We start from the raw sequence: 17,958 nt of genomic DNA on the forward strand, positions 1-17,958 counted from the left end.
ACCCAACAGTGCTATTAAGCTGAAAAGGATGAACCGCAACCGCAAGTTGTTGTGGCATTGGGATTACGAATAACAAACTGTGCCCCGGTGACATCTTCTTTATAATCTATCTGTGCGCCATTAAGATATTGAATACTCATAGAGTCAATCAATACCGTGACCCCGCCGTTTTCAATCTGCGTGTCGTCGTCGTTTATTTCTTCATCAAAGGTAAACCCGTATTGAAACCCTGAGCAACCACCACCGCTAATATAGACGCGTAGTTTTAGGTTATCGTTACCCTCTTCCTGAATTAAACTGGACACTTTTTGCGCGGCATTATCAGTAAATACAATAGGTTCTGACATATAGGACTCTTAAATTGCAATAAATCGTTAATTAATTATGACTAAACCTAGTAATTTAGTCAAGAATTGTTCTAACCCTATTTTATGACAAAAATAGTGGCAAATGGAAGTTGTCGCTATTATGACTTGCGATTTGGTTGCTTCACTAATTTAAAGTAACGCAATGTTCTGCATCTGACCCGAACAAACCAGTTTCTATTTACTTCAGCTTTCGATTAATATCGATGCTAATTAGTTCATGATAGAAGAGAAATTATAAACATAAGCGTCCGATTGGCTCAAAAACGAATAGTTTTTTCAACTTTAACCTAATTTTCCCCGAGGGTGCAAAAGTGGATTCTTCTGCGAATGTAAAACCAATTTTGGCCGACACTTTAGATAATCTTTCGGATTTTGACCATACTCTAAAAGCACTGCTTAATGCTTATCAACAGTTAGCAGATAGCACAGTAAAGATTGCCTTTTTTTCTTTACGCCCATTAATTACGCTTTACTGGCAAATCCTGCTTTGGGAGCTTTGCCTTTGTTTTTCTCCCTTTGTATTGATAGTGCACTTGATACGCACCATTACAGCCCGTTTATTTGGATTGCATTTAAAGCAGCGTTGGGGCTGGAGGATATGTCTTAAGGTGGCCGCACCGTTTATAGCTGTTCACCACGGCAATGTAAACATCTGCAAAATTTTAACCATGCGCAGTTTAGTCAGACTTTTTATATATCATCATATTCGCGCCAACCTTAGCTTGTTGATTTTAAACTTACAGGAATTAAAAGTTCAACATTTTCTGCAATGTGAAAACACATTATTCGATCCAAAATGGTTTGACGAACGAATTTCGTTATTAAAAGATTACCAGGAAAGTGCCGCTCAAAAACTTGGTTATGCGCTATTAAGTTCTGTGGTTAGCAGCGCAGGGATGTTCGGTATTTTTAAGACTGCATTTGAAATGCTTCCAGAGCCGACAAAACTTCAACTAATCAATGTATTAAATAAATTAATGCAACCCTTACTAGCAAGCTCAATGACCAATGTAGCAAATAATGCCACAACTGAGACCGAAATATTTGTTTTGATTGGCACAACAACCATCTATTTGCTGTTTGCCATCGTCACTAATTTCATTATTAAACAATCTGTAATGAACACCACCCCTGTTTTTGAAGTGGAAACCCACCTATTTAAAAGTTTGGGACAAAAATCTTTAACAACATTTCCAGTTGATATTGTTGGACTGATCTTAACAACCATCGGCCTATTTTTCGTTAAGTCTATTAGCGATGCGAATGGGATACCAAACTTATCCACAATAAACCACGACGATTTGACCACCTATAGCGCATTGTCTTTAATTTTGTTTTATACACTACTGCGACGTTTTTGGTTAAATCGTCAACGTATAGATTAAAGCGCAATGGATTCAGTGTGAATTATAAAATCTAATCTGAATTTACACTGATTGGGATAGCTCGGTTAATTATGCTATAGTTTGAAAGGTTTTTTCCGCTAACGCTACTTTCTTCAATGTCTAAAGAAAATAGTCCACTAACCCAATCTAAATCATCAACAGACTGACTCTTAAATCCCTCCAACTAAGCATTTTTATCCTTGGGAAATGCTAAAAAGTGCAATCATGAAAAAATATATAATTATCATTATGCTGTTAACTTTATCCCAAACCGTTAAGGCATTGCCCAGTTTTACCAGACAAACTGGCGAAGCCTGCACTGCCTGCCATACACAGGCGTTTGGCCCCAACCTTAACCCATATGGACGTGAATTTAAACTGCACGGCTATACTGCTGGCTCTGGCGAATCTTTGTTAAGTCGCTTCAGTGGCATGGCAGAAGGCTCAATAAGCAACCTAAAACGTGATGACAACCCATCACCTCCAGGCCTAGGAAACAACAATTTGGTACTGGATCAGGCTTCTGTATTTTTTGGTGGTCGTATCATCGACAAATTGGGGCTTTTGTACAAACTTCTTATAACGGCGTTGCGAATCGATTTTATATTGATAATACCGATATTCGTCTAGCCGATGAAAACGAGTTTTTTGGACAGGAATTTGAATATGGCATCTCATTCAATAACAACCCTACCAGTCAAGACTTATGGAACACCACACCTGGTTGGGGTTTTCCTTATGCTAGTTCGCCAGTGACCAATAATCCAGGTGCCAAACCCATACTGGCCAGTTTGGGCGGACAGGTCGGCGGTGCCACTCTATATAATATGTTTGCGAATATTCTGTATCTGGAAGCCGGTGCGTACACCAGTTTTGCCAAGTATGCACAAAAAGGCATGGGACAATGGGATAACACATCAACAACAAACAATAGCGGAGCCGTTAAATTAAATGGTGGCGCACCGTATTGGCGTATAGCGTTACAAAAAGAATGGGCGGGACATTATTTTAGTATTGGACATTTTGGCTTTAATGCCAGCATACAACCCAATGTTAGCGCTGCCGGTTATGATAAATATACCGATCTGGGTACAGATTTTAATTATCAATATCTGGCCAATCCAAAACATATATATGAAGTAAAAGCCTCTTACATACGCGAACATCAACAATTGGTTACCACCAATGCTACTGGCGGTGCCGCACAACCTAATCAGCAACTTGGCTTTCTAGGTCTGAATGGTATGTATACCTATGATCAAACTTATAGCGCTGCGTTAGGTTTTAATCATATCTATGGCAATCAAGATAGTGTTATCTACTCGACTTCGCCTACCCTGAAACCAAACAGTGAATATTTTACTTTCGAAGTTGATTATATTCCGTTCGGAAAAACGGCAGGATCAGGACTGAGTTCGTATATGAATCTTAAGTTTGCAGCTCAATATATTGCTTACACTCTGTTTGATGGCGCGGTTAAAAACTACGATGGCTCAGGTCGTAATGCCAGCGATAACAACACACTGTACTTTAACAGTTGGTTGTCGTTTTAAAAAAAAGTAGCTAGTAACTACTCACACAACTTTTAAAAACCGCTAAACTGCTGATAATCTTGGACTTTGGAACCGGGATTATTGGCAGAGGTATTGCCAGCATGGATATATTCACGGCGTCCTCTATCAGCAATCCCGGCATCAATCACCGGGTAGCAAAAACTGGGTGAGTAGCGAAAACATTCAGCACCCTGCATTGAGTACTAGGTATAACCCAACAGATCAACTTTGTAATAGATGACGCTTCGATTATTGAGTTACGCTCTGTCGAGCAAACACAAGCTACGCGAGTTACATTAAGCGAACTCAAATACCTAGCCTGGCGGCCAAGTCATTTGTCTGCCTGCCAGCAGATGCATATGTAAATGAAACACAGTTTGTCCACCATCGCCATTACAGTTAAATACGGTACGGTAGCCACTTTCAGCAAAGCCATGCTCTGTAGCAAGTTGTGCCGCAGTCCTTAATAGATAACCACCCAATTCAAGATTGTGTAGCTCGTTCAGATTCGCGATGTGTTGCTTGGGAATAAGCAACACATGCCACGGTGCTTGCGGATGTATATCGCGAAAAGCCAACACTTTATCGTCCTGATAAACTACATCGGCTTTAATATCACCAGACACCATTTTACAAAATAAACAATCACTCATCAGTCTAGTCTCCTCTGCTTAAATTTGAAACCACGTATATTCAGCAACGTAGACGAATTTACACTAGATGCGCCCACAAGTCATATTCATCGGCTTCTTCAATTTCCACTTCAACAAATTGACCCACTTGTAAATGGGTGGCCCCATCAATAAATACCTGACCGTCAATTTCTGGCGCGTCGCTTTTACTGCGTGCAACTGCGCCTTCTTCCACTACTTCATCAATTAACACAGTTTCGATACGCCCTACCCGACGCTGTAAGCGATCCGCACTAATAGCAGCCTGATGCTCCATAAACCGCGCCAGACGTTCCTGTTTAACTGCTTCTGGCACTGGATCAGCCAAAGCATTTGCAGCGGCACCTTTAACAGGGGAATAGGCAAAGCACCCCACCCTATCCATCTGCGCTTCACTCAGAAAATCCAGTAATTCGTTGAATTCTTGCTCAGTTTCGCCAGGAAAACCAACAATAAAGGTACTGCGGATAGTTAGATCTGGACAAATACTTCGCCAAGCACGAATACGTTCCAAGTTATTCTCACTCGCTGCAGGGCGTTTCATCAGCTTTAAAATACGACTACTAGCATGTTGAAAAGGTATATCCAGATAAGGCAGAATTTTTCCTGCAGCCATTAAAGGCAGAACTTCATCCACATGCGGATAGGGATAGACATAATGCATACGCACCCAGATACCCAAATCACCCAAAGCCTCGGCTAAATCATAAAAACGGGTTTTAATATGCCGATCTTGCCAAGGCCGAGTTTGATAATGCAAATCCACCCCATAGGCACTGGTATCTTGTGAGACTACCAGCAATTCTTTTACACCTGCAGCAGCTAACCGCTCCGCTTCCAGCAAAACCTCATCCACTGGTCGGCTAACTAAATCCCCTCGCATGGACGGAATAATGCAGAACGTACAGCGATGATTACAGCCTTCGGAGATTTTTAAATAAGCATAATGATCTGGCGTCAGTTTAATGCCTTGTGGCGGTAGTATATCCAGAAACGGATTATGCGCAGGTGGCAGATGTTCGTGAACAGCGGCCAGTACTTCATCAGTAGCATGTGCGCCAGTAATCTTTAATACTTGTGGATGGCGAGCCAGAATTTCGTCTTGCCGAGCCCCCAGACAACCAGTAACGATAACGCGACCATTTTCCGCCAACGCCTCACCAATACTATCCAAAGATTCTTCAACAGCGGAATCAATAAAACCACAGGTATTTACAATGACCAGATCAGAATCCTGATAATTTGGGGCGATATGATAACCTTCTGAGCGTAAACGCGTCAGAATCTGTTCACTATCGACTAGGGCTTTAGGACAACCTAGACTTATAAAACCTACACGGGGGTTACTCATTAATATCTCTCGACAAAATCACAAACAGGTGGGCGGCTTAGGTAAGCCAGCAATTTTACAGGCGTATTTTAACGGACCTGGTGGAAATAGTTTTTGCAGATAACGACTGTTACCTTTTTCTTCGCCCAATTGTTTACGTATGGCGGTTACAAACATACGCGCATTGGGCAAATGTTTAAATTTTTGATAGTAATCACGAATAAAGAGCAGAATTTCCCAATGCGCATCACTGAGTTCGATGTCTTCCATTGCAGCCAAATGTAAAGCTATGTGCCGATTCCATAAACTGGCATCGCGCAAAAACCCATCGTTGGTAGTTTCTAGCGTGAGGCCTGCAACAGTCAGCACCATGTATGTATCACCGGATTTTTAACAGCTAAATCCACAAAGCCTGCATAATCAATAATTTGAACACCAGCCAAAATATTACTAGTACAGATACCTTGTACGCTTAACATTTCGCGCAACACATACACTTGGCTATTTCTATCCAACAATTGTAAAAGCCAACTATTGTCATGATGACCCAGCCTAGCGCACCAGACCAAACCCTGCTGCAAAAGCACATCATCGCCCGGAGCGATACGTTCCAATATTTCCGGTGGTATTACAGGCAAAGAAAGCAAGTGTAACATTACTCAATATGAGTCATTTTCAGACCCACAATACCAATAATGATAAATAAAATGGAGGTTAATCTTATCCAATCAGCAGATTCTTTGAACAGAATAATACCCAAAACTGCAGCGCCCACAGCGCCTATACCTGTCCAAACAGCATAAGCAGTTCCCAATGGCAGAGTTTTAATGGCCACCATCAACAGATAAAAACTGGCTATCCCAGTAATGCCCGTTATCACACTAGGCCACAATTTTGTAAATCCTTCGTTATACTTAAGACTGACGGCGAAAACAATTTCGGCACAGCCTGCAGCAAACAATATTAGCCAACCCATGGGAATATCCATACTTATGCACAGTAAAATCATATATTTTACAATAGCTACCTGTTTAATTAGTAAAATTTAAGCATCGGTATGGAAACGGACAACGATTATCTCGTCAAAAACCCAAAAGTCATCGTAAATCACCTGACAGATATTTACAAAAACCGATGCATTATTTCTGCGCATTTTGGCGAAGAGAATAGCTCTTTTCTTACCTTGATTACCGACTACCAACCTAAGAAAAACAGTTTAATCATTGATGGCGCTCCCACAGATGATTTGAATATACAGCTGTTGAATTCAGCCAACGTGATATTTCGCACGCAATTAAATGGCGTTAAAGCCTCGTTTGTTGGCAAGCGCATCAAAAAAATAAGTCATGGCGATAGAATCAGTTTTGCCATGGAGCTACCCAATTCGGTTTTTTGGTTACAACGCCGCCAGTATTACCGGGTAAAAATCCCACTTTCCCATACTCAAAGCTTTTGCGAAATGAGTAGTGGTAAAAGCATCGCACAACTGGCAAATCCGTTGGATGACACTATCATTTTGCGCCTGACTGATCTCAGCATTAATGGCTTTGCCAGCATTAATGCCACCTACGATTTAAATAATCTATTTGTGGAAGATAAAGAATTTATCGGTTGTCAATTACATCTGAACGACGGCAAACAAGACAAAGTTAGTTTTGTAGTGAAAGAAATAACTGAGATTAAATTGAATAACAACACCCAAGAACAGCGCATAGGCTGTCTATTTACAGATGTATCACCGTCTTTCGAATCCAACATTCAACTATATATGCAGTTTATTGAATTGCAAAAGCGTAAATTAGGCATGTATTGAGAAGTATAACTATGCAAAAATCAATATAATGTTTGTTTTAATACCCTATTCGTTCCAAATCATCTGATGTCTGAAGATTTCTATTTTAGTCCCGACCGCGCTGTTGAATCACTAAAAGTACCCCCTAATTCCATCCAAGCTGAACAGTCTGTGCTTGGTGGCCTAATGCTGGACAACCAAACCTGGGACTCTGTAGCCGATAAGGTGGTGGAAGAAGACTTTTACAGACGTGATCATAAACTGATTTTTCGCACCATTAGCCAACTAGCTGAGAAACAAGAACCTTTTGATGTTATTACTTTATCAGAGAAACTGGAAGCCGTCGGTGAGCTACAAAACGCGGGTGGATTAGCCTATTTAGGCACACTGGTTAAAGATACACCCAGCGCAGCCAATATTGTTGCTTATGCGAATATTGTGCGTGACCGCTCGGTATTACGCCAACTGATTCATGTCGGCACCGACATTTCCGATTCAGCATTCAATACCGAAGGCCGAGAAACAGCTGACTTACTGGAAAACGCAGAACGCCGCGTATTCGAGATTGCTGAGCAGCGGCAGCGTGGACAAGGTGGATTTATCCCGATTAAATCCCTGCTTGCAAAAGCCGTGGATAAAATTGAAACCCTATACGAACTGGATGGCAATATCACGGGTGCCAGTACCGGATTTACCGATTTGGACGAAAAAACCTCAGGATTACAGCCCGCCGATTTAATTATTGTTGCAGGTCGTCCGTCAATGGGTAAAACCACTATCGCTATGAATATGGCCGAAAATGTCGCCGTCAAAACCGGCAACCCGGTTGCTGTATTTAGTATGGAGATGCCGGGCGAAGCGTTAGCTATGCGGATGATGTCTTCATTAGGCCGGATTGATCAGCACAAAGTACGTACCGGCAAATTAGACGACGACGACTGGCCGCGCCTAACATCAGCCATTAACTTACTGGCTGAAACTAAACTTTTTATTGATGATACTCCAGCCTTAACACCGACCGAAGTACGTTCACGTGCCCGCCGCTTAACCCGCGAACACGGACAATTAGGTTTAATTGTGTTGGATTATTTACAGTTAATGCAATCGCCTTCCAGCGGTGATAATCGAGTACAACAAATATCAGACATTTCGCGCGGTCTTAAAGCTCTAGCCAAAGAGCTAAACGTACCGGTCATGGCTTTATCGCAGCTCAACCGTAACCTGGAACAACGACCTAACAAACGCCCGGTGATGTCAGATTTGCGTGAATCGGGAGCCATTGAGCAGGATGCGGATTTAATCATTTTTGTGTATCGGGACGAAGTATATAACGAAGACAGCCCAGATAAAGGTATTGCCGAAATCATTATCGGCAAACAACGTAACGGCCCTTTGGGTACAGTACGCCTGACATTTTTGGGTCAATACACGCGTTTTGAAAACTTTGCCGGCACCTATAGCACAGAGGATTACGAATGACCCCTGCCGCTTATGTGCATCTGGATTTAGCCGCCGCCCGACATAATTTGGCTCAAGTGAAACGCTATGCGCCTGAACATAAAATCATGGCGGTCATTAAAGCCAATGCTTACGGGCATGGCATTATTCGCATAGCCAAAGCACTGGCAGCCAGTGATGGTTTTGCCGTAGCGCGCATAGATGAAGGTATCAAACTTAGAGCGGCAGGTTTGTTGCAACCGATCACTGTATTACAAGGCTTTGTCTGTCAGGAAGAATTACAACTACTATTACAACATCAGTTAGATACCATTATCCATTCACCGCAACAAATCAGCATTTTACTGGACAATCCCAGCGTTACTGGACAAATGACCGTATGGTTAAAGATGGATACGGGCATGAATCGACTGGGTTTTAAAGGTTCCGATTTTCAGGCTGCCTACCAACAATTATTACGCTGCACGCAAATAAAACAACCGATCAACTTAATCACACACTTTGCCAATGCCGATGATTTGTTAGATAACAAAACTCTGCAACAAATAGAAGTGTTTCAACAAGCAATCAAAGCGTATCCAGGCGAAAGTAGTCTGGCTAATTCGGCAGGCATTATCGGTTGGCCAAATATGGTCAGCAATTGGGTACGTCCTGGCTTGATGCTGTACGGCTGTTCACCCTTTGCGGGCAAATCCGGCCATGATTTTGGTTTAAAACCGGTGATGAGCTTACATTCGAGACTCATCGCCGTTAAACATGTTGCCGCAGGTGAAACCGTTGGTTATAGCGGTGTCTGGCAATGTCAGACACCTACCAGACTAGGAGTGATTTCCATAGGGTATGGCGATGGCTATCATCGCCATACCCTAAGTGGCGCTCCTGTTTTGGTAAATCAACAACGCGTACCCTTAATTGGCAGAGTGTCCATGGACATGATTACCGTTGACTTAAACAGCCAGCCACATGCCCTGCCAGGCGACCCGGTAACCTTATGGGGCGAAAACCTGCCTGTTGAAGAGATTGCCCGACATGCCGACACCATTCCTTATACCCTGCTATGCGGCATCACCCAACGCGTAGAAATATTGGAACGCCCCAGCCTTACGGTATAACTATGGCAAAAAAATCAAAATTAGCATTTGTGTGTACCGATTGTGGCGCAGACTATCCAGGTTGGTCTGGACAATGTAATCAATGCGGTGCCTGGAATACCATTAAAGAAATCCACCTGAACCCTTCCAAACATAGTCGAGATAACAGTGGTTATGCCGGTTCGCATAGCGAAGTTCACTTATTATCTGACGTTAATCTGACTAAAACAGAGCGCATATCCACAGGTTTAGCCGAGTTTGATCGGGTACTGGGGGGAGGCATGACCAAAGGCAGTGTAGTATTAATCGGTGGCGCTCCCGGCGCAGGTAAAAGCACCATTTTACTGCAGGCCATAGCGCATATGGCCATACAGCAGGCTGTACTATATGTGTCTGGCGAAGAATCTTTACAACAAATTGCTGAACGAGCCCATCGTCTGGGATTAAACACAGCAGCAATTAAAATGCTGGCCGAAACGTCTGTGCAGCGCATTTGTCAAGTTCTGGAAACTGAGCAACCACAAGTAGTGATTATTGACTCCATACAGGTCATGTATACGGCCGATAGCGATTCTGCACCGGGTTCGGTATCGCAAGTGAGAGAAACTGCCAGTTATTTAACTCAATTTGCAAAACGCAGTGGCGTATCATTTTTTCTGGTGGGGCATGTCACTAAAGACCAGTCTCTGGCAGGGCCTATGACGCTGAGCCATATTGTCGATGCGCAAGTTGTACTGTCTGCCACAGATGACTCGCGATTTCGGGTACTACGTGCAGATAAAAACCGTTTTGGTAGTGTAGGAGAACTGGGTTTTTTTGCCATGGAAAGCGGTGGCCTTAAAGAAGTTAAAAACCCGTCAGCCATGTTTTTATCGCGTGCAGAGAAACCCTCGCCCGGCAGTGTGGTCACCGTACTGTGGGAAGGCACCCGGCCATTATTAGTGGAAATTCAGGCCCTGGTTACCGAAAGCCAATACGGTAATCCCCGTCGTCTGGCCGTTGGTTTAGATCAAAATCGTTTAGCAATGCTGTTAGCAGTATTATCTAGACATGGCGGTGTATTTACCGGCACCGACGAAATTTATACGAATGTGGTGGGTGGCATTAAGGTTACCGAAACCAGTAGCGATCTAGCCATTGTGATTGGCGTGGTATCCAGTTTGCGGGATCGCATTATCCCTTACGACACGGTATTTTTTGGCGAATTAGGACTAAATGGTGAAATCCGCCCAGTTGCTAATGGTCATGCACGTTTAAATGAAGCAGCCAAACACGGTTTTAAACGCGCAGTCATCCCAAAAAGTAACAAACCTAAGGAAAGCATAAAAAATTTGCAAATCTACCCAGTCAGCAATATTCAAGAAGCGCTAGGCATATTGGCCGATTTGTAAGATGGCGACAGCGAGGCAAAATTACCATTAGCATGTTTGTGTAGGTAGACTGACATTTTGACAACACGTTTTTTTACGTTACCCTAAGACACCGAATTTTATGGAGTATGTGTTTTGAAAAAGATCATAATATTAGCCATGCTTCTGGCATGCACCCCCTCTGCACACAGCGCGGAAAGTCAAGTGCCAGGCATTTACTTCTTCGACATTGTGTTCTATAGACCTGCTGGTTTTGTGGCAACCATTGCCGGTTCGGCCTTGTTTGTCGGTATGATGCCACTGACAGCCGTCGCCGCTATCTCGCCACCTCATGATGCATTCGATAAAGTGGCCAATACGCTGGTTATGCCACCCGTCAATTTTACCTTTAACCGACCACTAGGCGTGGTCAGTAAAGATTACGATGGTGTTTATAGGCAATAAAAATTAACAGCTGCATGGGGAGTACGCATAGATCAAAACAAAAACTCCCCATTCATCTGTATTTATCACAGCCCTACAAATGGCTAATGCGGTATAGATCAATTATCTTTCAGACGAACAACGATAATAACCAGTCTGACTTGCTAGCCACACAAAATCAGAAAAAACCATTAAAAGAGTTAAGCCATGACAGAAATTGGAACTTTATTGTTCCAAAAAAGAATTATAAAATATGTGATGAACATCAATAAAAATTTGTGATTTTACTCACCAAATGTTAAGCTGAACCTACATGTTATTTCTTTGGTTGTAAATGTCTTCTTTATGGTTAAGTTCCGTACTCACTACGATAATCTGAAAGTTGCCAGGAATGCACCCGATGCAGTCATCCGTGCTGCTTATAAAACCCTGATGCAACAATACCACCCCGACAAATATGATGGCCATACTAATGAGGCTTTACGCATCGTAAAAATTATCAAAAATTCGTATGAAATTTTGATAGATCCTGTTAAACGTGAACAACATAATCAATGGATAGAAGCACAATCCCAAAAAAAGAACGAGCAAAAAACAACATATTCCGATAGTAGCCACTTTCACTTTAATAGCCGTGAAAATGATCTAAGGAAGCAAAAAATTTTGACTGAAACCGAACTCTACGAAATGGTTGCGGAGGAACTGGACGCGGGCAAAACCAAAAAAGGAGTAATGGCCAGAGCTTTTGTAGAATCTGAAGGGGATATGCAAAGATCAACTGCTCGCTATATTAAAATGCGGGTTGAATCGTTAAAAGAAGAACAAATAAAGCTTCAAAAATCCAAAAAGAAACAAGAAGAGATGGAAGAGTTTTATATTTTGGAACTTAAAAAAATGGGGTTTAGAGTCTCGCCTATCAGCACGACTACGGGCATAACTGAAAAATGGATGGTGGTTACTCAACGTGGTGAAAAATACGAACTTTATCAACTAAAAGATTTTAAAGAGCTTTATCAGCTGCATAAAAATAACTCACAACGCCTACTAGCAAACATTCCCTTCAAAACACACGAATATCTGATAATGATAGTCGTAGTATTAGTCTCAGTCGGGATTAATGTTTTATTTTATTAAGCGCCCAATTGGTATTACGCAACTGACCTACAGTGACTGCATTAAATTAAATTAATTTAGACAAGTTGCATTACCTTTAGCCTACTTCTATCATGCTCCAACTTTGCTGCCCCCTTATTTATATCTGATTTTTAGATTAAAAATCAAATTATAAGCTTGGCTCAAAAAAAACCTTTCTTCATATCTGACACCCTTAATTATATTTATTAATATTCAACAGCTTACACAAGCTTCCCTCCAGATAGTATATCTATAAAATAGATTTTTATTTCTATTTTTATCACTTTTAATCGAATTTTGTCTTCTTTATACTACTAAACAACCTGATATCGACCTTAATTGACAAGCATGAGTTCATTAAACTGAAAACTCTTTATGCAATTAAGGAATATAGCCGTTCGTTAAGTTGCATTGAACGCCAACACATAAAAAGCGACAACTTAAAGCTAATTATTTATCTACCGGACAACCGGAGAGTAAACACTCAAATTTTGAAACAGGCTGACCGGATCGCCGGAGGTTTTGCTAACAGGAATTACAATGATACATTTCCGACGCCATGTTTTGGTTAGTGCAATTGCCTTGGCTCTGATAGACATTCCGACAACTTTTGCGGCCAATAATGAAGCTTTAGAGCAACGTATACGCGAACTTGAAAGCCGACTGGAGAAGTTCGAAAAAGCTACCAGCAAGGAAGCGGTCACCACCCAGCCCAACCCTGAAGTTGAAAAACTCAACACTAAAGTCAACACCCTGGAACGTAAATTAGAAGTTGAAAAAGAGGTAGCAACGGCTAACGCCAGCAACTCACCTAAAGTTGAGGCGGGTCCAGAAGGGTTTAGAATTTCGTCACAGGATGGTAAGCACCAACTCAGGATACGTGGAGCCGTGCAAACCGATGGCCGATTTTGGATAAACGATCATGGTGGCGCTAATGGACCCGTAAATTATACAACTGGTAGCGGCATACCCGATTCGTTCCAACTAAGACAGGCCAGAATTTGGCTAGAGGGTAAGCTTTGGAATAGCCTGTATTTTAAAATCATGCCGGATTTTGCAAGTAGTTCCAATATACTACCAGATGCCTACCTAGATTACGCCTACGTACCTTTTGCCAGTTTTACCGCTGGTAAGCAGAAAACCCCGCTGAGTTTAGAACGTTTGCAAGGCGACTCAGAAACCATGTTTTTAGAACGCGCTTATCCAACTTATTTAGCCAATAACCGTGATGTTGGCATTATGCTGCATGGGGAGTTTGCAAAACCCGGTTATAAAACCGAATATGGTGGCCCTGTTGACTTTAAAAACTTTATTAGCTATCAATTAGGCGTTTTCAATGGTTCTGGCGATAACGGGAGCTCAAACTACAATGCTCCGGCTACCTTTGATGATAAAGAGTTTGATGGCCGCATTTGGGCACATCCGTTTCAACATGCTGGGATAGCTTGGTTGGAAGGTTTGGGGTTAGGGGTAGCAGGCAGCTGGTCGCATCCTAATCAGCTGGCTCTGAATAAGTTGGTGAGTGCTTTGGGACAGTCAACCTTTCTTGATTATTCACAAAATAGAGCGGGAGCAACTGCACCTATTGCTGAAGGTATACACACGCGTATTTATCCTCAGGCTTATTGGTATAACGGACCGTTTGGCTTGCAAGGTGAGTATGTTGTTTCCAATCAGCAATTAACGGGTAATTACAACAGTAAATTAACCCAAATATCGCAAAGTAACTCGGCTTGGCAAGTGCAAGCATCTTATGTGTTAACAGGTGAAGACAATACTTTTCAAAGCGTTAAGCCATTTAAGCCATTCGATCCGTTAGCTGGAAATTGGGGTGCGTTACAAATTGCCGGACGCTATAGTGAGTTGAATGTGGATACCACCACTTTTAAATTTATTGATCCAACTAGAGGTGCCAGAGATGCAGCATCCTGGACAATAGGCTTTAACTGGTTCCTGAATCGAAATGCTTTAATTCGGGCTGATTACGAAGAAACCAATTATTTAGGTGGTGCTGGTTCGATTCTCAGCGGCACTGGTGTTAACACTAAATACGCTATTGCAAATCGTCCCACAGAACGCGTATTTGCTACTCGATTCCAATTGTCATTTTAAGCATGCAATCTATTTTTGATTACGCTCTTTTTAGTTGTCAGTTAAACAATAGATTCCATAGAAACGCGAATTACACAACTAAACAAATATAAACATTTTTTTAACTTAAGAGATTTTCATGAAAAAAAACATACTCACACTTTTGGTTGCAACCTTGCTAGGATTTTCGGCAATGACGCAAACTTTAGCAGCAGATATTAATTTGCTTAACGTATCTTACGATCCAACCCGCGAGTTATATAAAGAATATAATGAAGTATTTGCCAAATACTGGAAAACTAAAACAGGAGATACTGTTACTTTCAACCAATCCCATGGCGGCAGTGGCAAGCAAGCAAGGGCGGTAATAGATGGTTTGGAAGCCGATGTAGTGACACTGGCTCTAGCGTATGATATCGATCAGCTTTACAGTAGAGCAAAATTAATTCCAGAAAACTGGCAAAGCCAATTACCGAATAACAGTACGCCTTACACTTCTACCATTGTGTTTCTGGTACGCAAAGGCAACCCGAAAAACATTAAAGATTGGAGCGACTTGATCAAGGCAGATGTGGGCGTAGTAACTCCTAACCCAAAAACATCAGGCGGTGCGCGTTGGAACTATTTAGCTGCCTGGGCTTACGCTCTGAAGAATAACAACAATAGTGAAGATGCTGCTAAAGCATTTTTGACCAAACTGTTTAAAAATACTTCGGTGCTGGATACGGGGGCTCGTGGCTCAACGACCACATTTGCTGAACGCGGTATCGGCGATGTGTTAATCACATGGGAAAACGATGCCTATTTAGTGCTTAAAGATTTTGGTGCCGACAAATATGAAGTCATTACTCCCAGTTTCAGCATCCTAGCCGAGCCACCGGTAGCAGTGGTAGAAGATGTAGCTCGTAAGCATGGAACCACTGAAGTTGCTACCGAATATTTAAAGTATTTATATAGCAAAGAAGGTCAGGAAATTATTGCTAAAAACTTTTATCGTCCTATTGATAAAGAAATAGCGGCTAAATATACTAAACAGTTTCCAGCCATAGAATTGACCACCATTGCCCAATTAGGCGGCTGGACTGAGGTGCAAACCAAACATTTCAGTGATGATGGTGTATTTGATAAAATTTACGGTCGATAAACAATAATCGGACTATTTGCATCACTAAAAATCAACATAACTCAGCAAACAACGCTAATTTTTCTAGACATTGGCGTTGTTTGTTAACTAAGTTAAAAATTCTTGCTCCTCTGGATACAATGAGAAGCACATTAAAAAACCGTTATGCTGGTAGTACCGAGTTATGCTAAGTCAGTACTCCCCATAAGCCAAAACTAGAAACGATTACCAAACCGCCACCCACCCAGCGTTTAAATAACAATTCATTTTGGGTAATCTTATTATGTGCTTTTAACCCCAGCACATGTCCAATAGCGGCAATCGGTATCAGCATCAATGCTTCTAAAAAATGCAAATCAACCGATAAGACAATGAACGTTGTCATTTTGATACTGACCAGTACAAACCATAAGACAAACAATGTATCGCGCAATTTCTCCTTACTAACATGGCGCATATACACGGCTACCATCAATGGAGCCCCCGTCAACGATGTTCCGGCCACATAACCGCCTAAAACCAATAGCAATTTATCAACCCAATTCTGACGACTTTCTATTGCTTTATTGAACAACCAAACCAATCCATAAAACAAAGTAACTGCATAGATAAACACATTTAACCAAAATATAGGCAAATTAACCAAACCAAACACCCCAATAATAGCGGGTGGAAATATGAAAATTGACGATTTTCGCAAATAGTGCCAATCAACGTTATTCAAACGGGTTAGCAAGGTTAAACCAGAAAAAAACAATAAATGGGTGCTGATGATAGGCAACCATAACCGCGGGTCATTATGGATAAATAGCATCAATGGCAAACCTAATGCTGCACCACCAAAGCCAAGACCAGTTCGCACAAAGCCAGCCCAAACAAATATTAAGGCAACGATTAGGGTTTCGTTAAAAGAAAAATTGAGTAGCATTATTTTTATAACTGACTATATGTGATATTTAGAGCTTATTGTCTTTTTTAGGTCATTATATGGGAATGCCGCCCAATCTTGCTGAGGTATTCGCTGAAAAAACATTCTGTCTTGGCGACAGCTCTCTATTTGAATATCTATAGTATATGCAGGATACTGCTATTAATCTGCGGGCGCTGCCCGAACAGAGAGAACTCATTGATCACACAACAAGTCTGTTGGTTATTGCAGATGCGGAGATAACCGCGTCTTATAACGATCACCAATCCCGCATGATTTCATCCCAATCAAAACCCTTTTGATGAGCTAATCAGGACCAAAGAAATTTTCTTCTGGCAGTTAATGAATATGGAGCTGCTGTTGGAAAAGTGCATAGTTAATACCACGAATAAACACTATTTTGAACAATCCTCCATAACTTCGGGCTTGAATTGCTCGATAAGCGCCATTTTCAATGTTTCAACTGGAGTCGCTAAGTAATCGATTCCAACAGCATCAGCTGTGTCAATTGGTTGAGCCTATATCTCAGCTATCACTTATTGCTCAATCATTTATATATTTGCAACCATATGCGTCAAGTAAAAAACGTTAAAAATAGGCTTATATTCTTTCTGTATCAATAACCTACTACTGATAAACATCAAGATTATTTTGCTATTTCCATTATCACTATTCCTTGTTGCATTTCGTCTATTCCTTCTTGCAGATCACCTGCTTTAGCTGCCTTTAAAGCCACTTTAATTTTGTTGCTAGCTCGTTGTAGACGGATTGAGCTTCCTTTCTCGTCTTGAACTTTTAATGCCACAAGAGTTGAATTGGCTTTTTCGATGAATGCTTGGGTATCACCTTGCTTACCTGCCTCAACTGCGTTATTTGACAACGCAATCAAATTAGTAAAATTTTCGTTCAAAGGGCTACCCGCGGCAAAAGCACCCATTGATAAAATAGATAAAAGCAACGCCACTAAATAATATTTTGGTTTCATAAATTATCCCCAGATAATTGTTGATAAGATAAAGGGGGAATGCAAATGATGAGGGCTTCTAAAAGCGACTACTATGTTACTTGAAAAACGTTAACTGTATTTCTTTACATTAGTTATTCATTATTAAGCATGGATAACATCCTATTAAAGTTCGACGTTTTTCAAGTATCACGGGAGTAACCAAGTGACATTTACCTAGTTCGCTATTAAATCGTCATCATTAAACAAAAACAGATTTAACACTAACAAACTACCC

General features: G+C 41.4%; 20 protein-coding genes. 11 read left to right on the forward strand and 9 right to left on the reverse strand.

Annotated features, from left to right (window positions below; translation table 11 throughout):
- Positions 1–14 precede the first annotated feature (14 nt).
- Positions 15–347 (reverse strand): iron-sulfur cluster insertion protein ErpA, encoded by a 333-nt coding sequence (erpA, locus tag ABH008_RS17535; protein WP_347986901.1) that lies wholly within the window; start codon positions 345–347, stop codon positions 15–17.
- A 332-nt stretch (positions 348–679) separates the two neighbouring features.
- Here erpA and ABH008_RS17540 point away from each other — a divergent pair, with 332 nt between their 5' ends.
- The 3 genes from ABH008_RS17540 to ABH008_RS17550 all read left to right on the forward strand — a co-directional run bounded on the left by ABH008_RS17540 (position 680) and on the right by ABH008_RS17550 (position 3,306).
- Complete coding sequence (locus ABH008_RS17540; RefSeq protein ID WP_347986902.1) at positions 680–1,753, forward strand: hypothetical protein; 1,074 nt, start codon at positions 680–682, stop codon at positions 1,751–1,753.
- Positions 1,754–1,978: 225 nt separating this feature from the next.
- Entirely contained in the window at positions 1,979–2,383 is a 405-nt protein-coding gene (locus ABH008_RS17545) for a hypothetical protein (RefSeq protein WP_347986903.1), read from the forward strand.
- A 122-nt stretch (positions 2,384–2,505) separates the two neighbouring features.
- The gene (locus ABH008_RS17550; protein ID WP_347986904.1) at positions 2,506–3,306 is read left to right on the forward strand and encodes a hypothetical protein; all 801 of its coding nucleotides are present in this window, start codon (positions 2,506–2,508) and stop codon (positions 3,304–3,306) included.
- Between the two features lie 32 nt (positions 3,307–3,338).
- On the opposite strand, the gene ABH008_RS17555 is transcribed toward ABH008_RS17550, so the two are convergent.
- From ABH008_RS17555 to ABH008_RS17580, 6 genes are all read right to left on the reverse strand, one after another.
- Positions 3,339–3,503, reverse strand: coding sequence for a hypothetical protein (locus tag ABH008_RS17555; RefSeq protein WP_347986905.1), 165 nt, complete (start codon positions 3,501–3,503; stop codon positions 3,339–3,341).
- A 117-nt stretch (positions 3,504–3,620) separates the two neighbouring features.
- Complete coding sequence (locus ABH008_RS17560; protein ID WP_347986906.1) at positions 3,621–3,959, reverse strand: histidine triad nucleotide-binding protein; 339 nt, start codon at positions 3,957–3,959, stop codon at positions 3,621–3,623.
- 58 nt (positions 3,960–4,017) lie between these two features.
- Positions 4,018–5,328 carry a 30S ribosomal protein S12 methylthiotransferase RimO gene (gene rimO / locus ABH008_RS17565; RefSeq protein WP_347986907.1) on the reverse strand — a complete coding sequence of 437 codons (1,311 nt, stop codon included), beginning with the start codon at positions 5,326–5,328 and terminating at the stop codon, positions 4,018–4,020.
- An 18-nt stretch (positions 5,329–5,346) separates the two neighbouring features.
- Positions 5,347–5,679 (reverse strand): TusE/DsrC/DsvC family sulfur relay protein, encoded by a 333-nt coding sequence (locus ABH008_RS17570; RefSeq protein WP_347986908.1) that lies wholly within the window; start codon positions 5,677–5,679, stop codon positions 5,347–5,349.
- Positions 5,670–5,963: a DsrH/TusB family sulfur metabolism protein gene (locus ABH008_RS17575; RefSeq protein ID WP_347986909.1), complete on the reverse strand. Its 294-nt coding sequence runs from the start codon at positions 5,961–5,963 to the stop codon at positions 5,670–5,672. The genes ABH008_RS17570 and ABH008_RS17575 overlap by 10 nt, the downstream gene beginning before the upstream one ends.
- Complete coding sequence (locus tag ABH008_RS17580) at positions 5,963–6,283, reverse strand: multidrug efflux SMR transporter (RefSeq protein WP_347986910.1); 321 nt, start codon at positions 6,281–6,283, stop codon at positions 5,963–5,965. The genes ABH008_RS17575 and ABH008_RS17580 overlap by 1 nt, the downstream gene beginning before the upstream one ends.
- 81 nt (positions 6,284–6,364) lie before the next feature.
- Between ABH008_RS17580 and ABH008_RS17585 the strand changes: the two genes are divergently transcribed.
- The 8 genes from ABH008_RS17585 (at position 6,365) to ABH008_RS17620 (ending at position 15,810) form a co-directional block, all read left to right on the forward strand.
- Positions 6,365–7,120 (forward strand): flagellar brake protein, encoded by a 756-nt coding sequence (locus ABH008_RS17585; RefSeq protein ID WP_347986911.1) that lies wholly within the window; start codon positions 6,365–6,367, stop codon positions 7,118–7,120.
- 66 nt (positions 7,121–7,186) lie between these two features.
- Positions 7,187–8,578: a replicative DNA helicase gene (dnaB, locus tag ABH008_RS17590; protein WP_347986912.1), complete on the forward strand. Its 1,392-nt coding sequence runs from the start codon at positions 7,187–7,189 to the stop codon at positions 8,576–8,578.
- Positions 8,575–9,669, forward strand: a complete 1,095-nt coding sequence (gene alr, locus ABH008_RS17595) for an alanine racemase (RefSeq protein ID WP_347986913.1) — start codon at positions 8,575–8,577, stop codon at positions 9,667–9,669. The genes dnaB and alr overlap by 4 nt, the downstream gene beginning before the upstream one ends.
- Before the next feature lie 2 nt (positions 9,670–9,671).
- The gene (gene radA, locus ABH008_RS17600; RefSeq protein WP_347986914.1) at positions 9,672–11,039 is read left to right on the forward strand and encodes a DNA repair protein RadA; all 1,368 of its coding nucleotides are present in this window, start codon (positions 9,672–9,674) and stop codon (positions 11,037–11,039) included.
- Positions 11,040–11,153: 114 nt separating this feature from the next.
- Positions 11,154–11,462 (forward strand): hypothetical protein, encoded by a 309-nt coding sequence (locus ABH008_RS17605; RefSeq protein ID WP_347986915.1) that lies wholly within the window; start codon positions 11,154–11,156, stop codon positions 11,460–11,462.
- Positions 11,463–11,765: 303 nt separating this feature from the next.
- Complete coding sequence (locus ABH008_RS17610; protein ID WP_347986916.1) at positions 11,766–12,575, forward strand: J domain-containing protein; 810 nt, start codon at positions 11,766–11,768, stop codon at positions 12,573–12,575.
- Between the two features lie 540 nt (positions 12,576–13,115).
- Positions 13,116–14,687, forward strand: a complete 1,572-nt coding sequence (locus ABH008_RS17615; protein ID WP_347986917.1) for a porin — start codon at positions 13,116–13,118, stop codon at positions 14,685–14,687.
- A 118-nt stretch (positions 14,688–14,805) separates the two neighbouring features.
- The gene (locus tag ABH008_RS17620) at positions 14,806–15,810 is read left to right on the forward strand and encodes a sulfate ABC transporter substrate-binding protein (RefSeq protein ID WP_347986918.1); all 1,005 of its coding nucleotides are present in this window, start codon (positions 14,806–14,808) and stop codon (positions 15,808–15,810) included.
- 166 nt (positions 15,811–15,976) lie between these two features.
- On the opposite strand, the gene ABH008_RS17625 is transcribed toward ABH008_RS17620, so the two are convergent.
- Together ABH008_RS17625 and ABH008_RS17630 are read right to left on the reverse strand one after the other, a co-directional pair.
- Positions 15,977–16,717 carry a TSUP family transporter gene (locus tag ABH008_RS17625; protein WP_347986919.1) on the reverse strand — a complete coding sequence of 247 codons (741 nt, stop codon included), beginning with the start codon at positions 16,715–16,717 and terminating at the stop codon, positions 15,977–15,979.
- A gap of 646 nt (positions 16,718–17,363) precedes the next feature.
- Positions 17,364–17,702 (reverse strand): hypothetical protein, encoded by a 339-nt coding sequence (locus tag ABH008_RS17630; protein ID WP_347986920.1) that lies wholly within the window; start codon positions 17,700–17,702, stop codon positions 17,364–17,366.
- Between the last annotated feature and the right edge of the window lie 256 nt (positions 17,703–17,958).

The organism is Methylomonas sp. AM2-LC (assembly GCF_039904985.1).
Lineage (GTDB): Bacteria > Pseudomonadota > Gammaproteobacteria > Methylococcales > Methylomonadaceae > Methylomonas.

Bases quoted from the DNA above. Each gene is read 5' to 3' on its own strand.
- erpA (WP_347986901.1), bottom strand. From the start codon at position 347: ATGTCAGAACCTATTGTATTTACTGATAATGCCGCGCAAAAAGTGTCC.
- ABH008_RS17545 (WP_347986903.1), top strand. From the start codon at position 1,979: ATGAAAAAATATATAATTATCATTATGCTGTTAACTTTATCCCAAACC.
- ABH008_RS17555 (WP_347986905.1), bottom strand. From the start codon at position 3,503: ATGCAGGGTGCTGAATGTTTTCGCTACTCACCCAGTTTTTGCTACCCG.
- ABH008_RS17560 (WP_347986906.1), bottom strand. From the start codon at position 3,959: ATGAGTGATTGTTTATTTTGTAAAATGGTGTCTGGTGATATTAAAGCC.
- rimO (WP_347986907.1), bottom strand. From the start codon at position 5,328: ATGAGTAACCCCCGTGTAGGTTTTATAAGTCTAGGTTGTCCTAAAGCC.
- ABH008_RS17570 (WP_347986908.1), bottom strand. From the start codon at position 5,679: ATGGTGCTGACTGTTGCAGGCCTCACGCTAGAAACTACCAACGATGGG.
- ABH008_RS17575 (WP_347986909.1), bottom strand. From the start codon at position 5,963: ATGTTACACTTGCTTTCTTTGCCTGTAATACCACCGGAAATATTGGAA.
- ABH008_RS17580 (WP_347986910.1), bottom strand. From the start codon at position 6,283: ATGGGTTGGCTAATATTGTTTGCTGCAGGCTGTGCCGAAATTGTTTTC.
- ABH008_RS17585 (WP_347986911.1), top strand. From the start codon at position 6,365: ATGGAAACGGACAACGATTATCTCGTCAAAAACCCAAAAGTCATCGTA.
- dnaB (WP_347986912.1), top strand. From the start codon at position 7,187: ATGTCTGAAGATTTCTATTTTAGTCCCGACCGCGCTGTTGAATCACTA.
- alr (WP_347986913.1), top strand. From the start codon at position 8,575: ATGACCCCTGCCGCTTATGTGCATCTGGATTTAGCCGCCGCCCGACAT.
- radA (WP_347986914.1), top strand. From the start codon at position 9,672: ATGGCAAAAAAATCAAAATTAGCATTTGTGTGTACCGATTGTGGCGCA.
- ABH008_RS17615 (WP_347986917.1), top strand. From the start codon at position 13,116: ATGATACATTTCCGACGCCATGTTTTGGTTAGTGCAATTGCCTTGGCT.
- ABH008_RS17620 (WP_347986918.1), top strand. From the start codon at position 14,806: ATGAAAAAAAACATACTCACACTTTTGGTTGCAACCTTGCTAGGATTT.
- ABH008_RS17625 (WP_347986919.1), bottom strand. From the start codon at position 16,717: ATGCTACTCAATTTTTCTTTTAACGAAACCCTAATCGTTGCCTTAATA.
- ABH008_RS17630 (WP_347986920.1), bottom strand. From the start codon at position 17,702: ATGAAACCAAAATATTATTTAGTGGCGTTGCTTTTATCTATTTTATCA.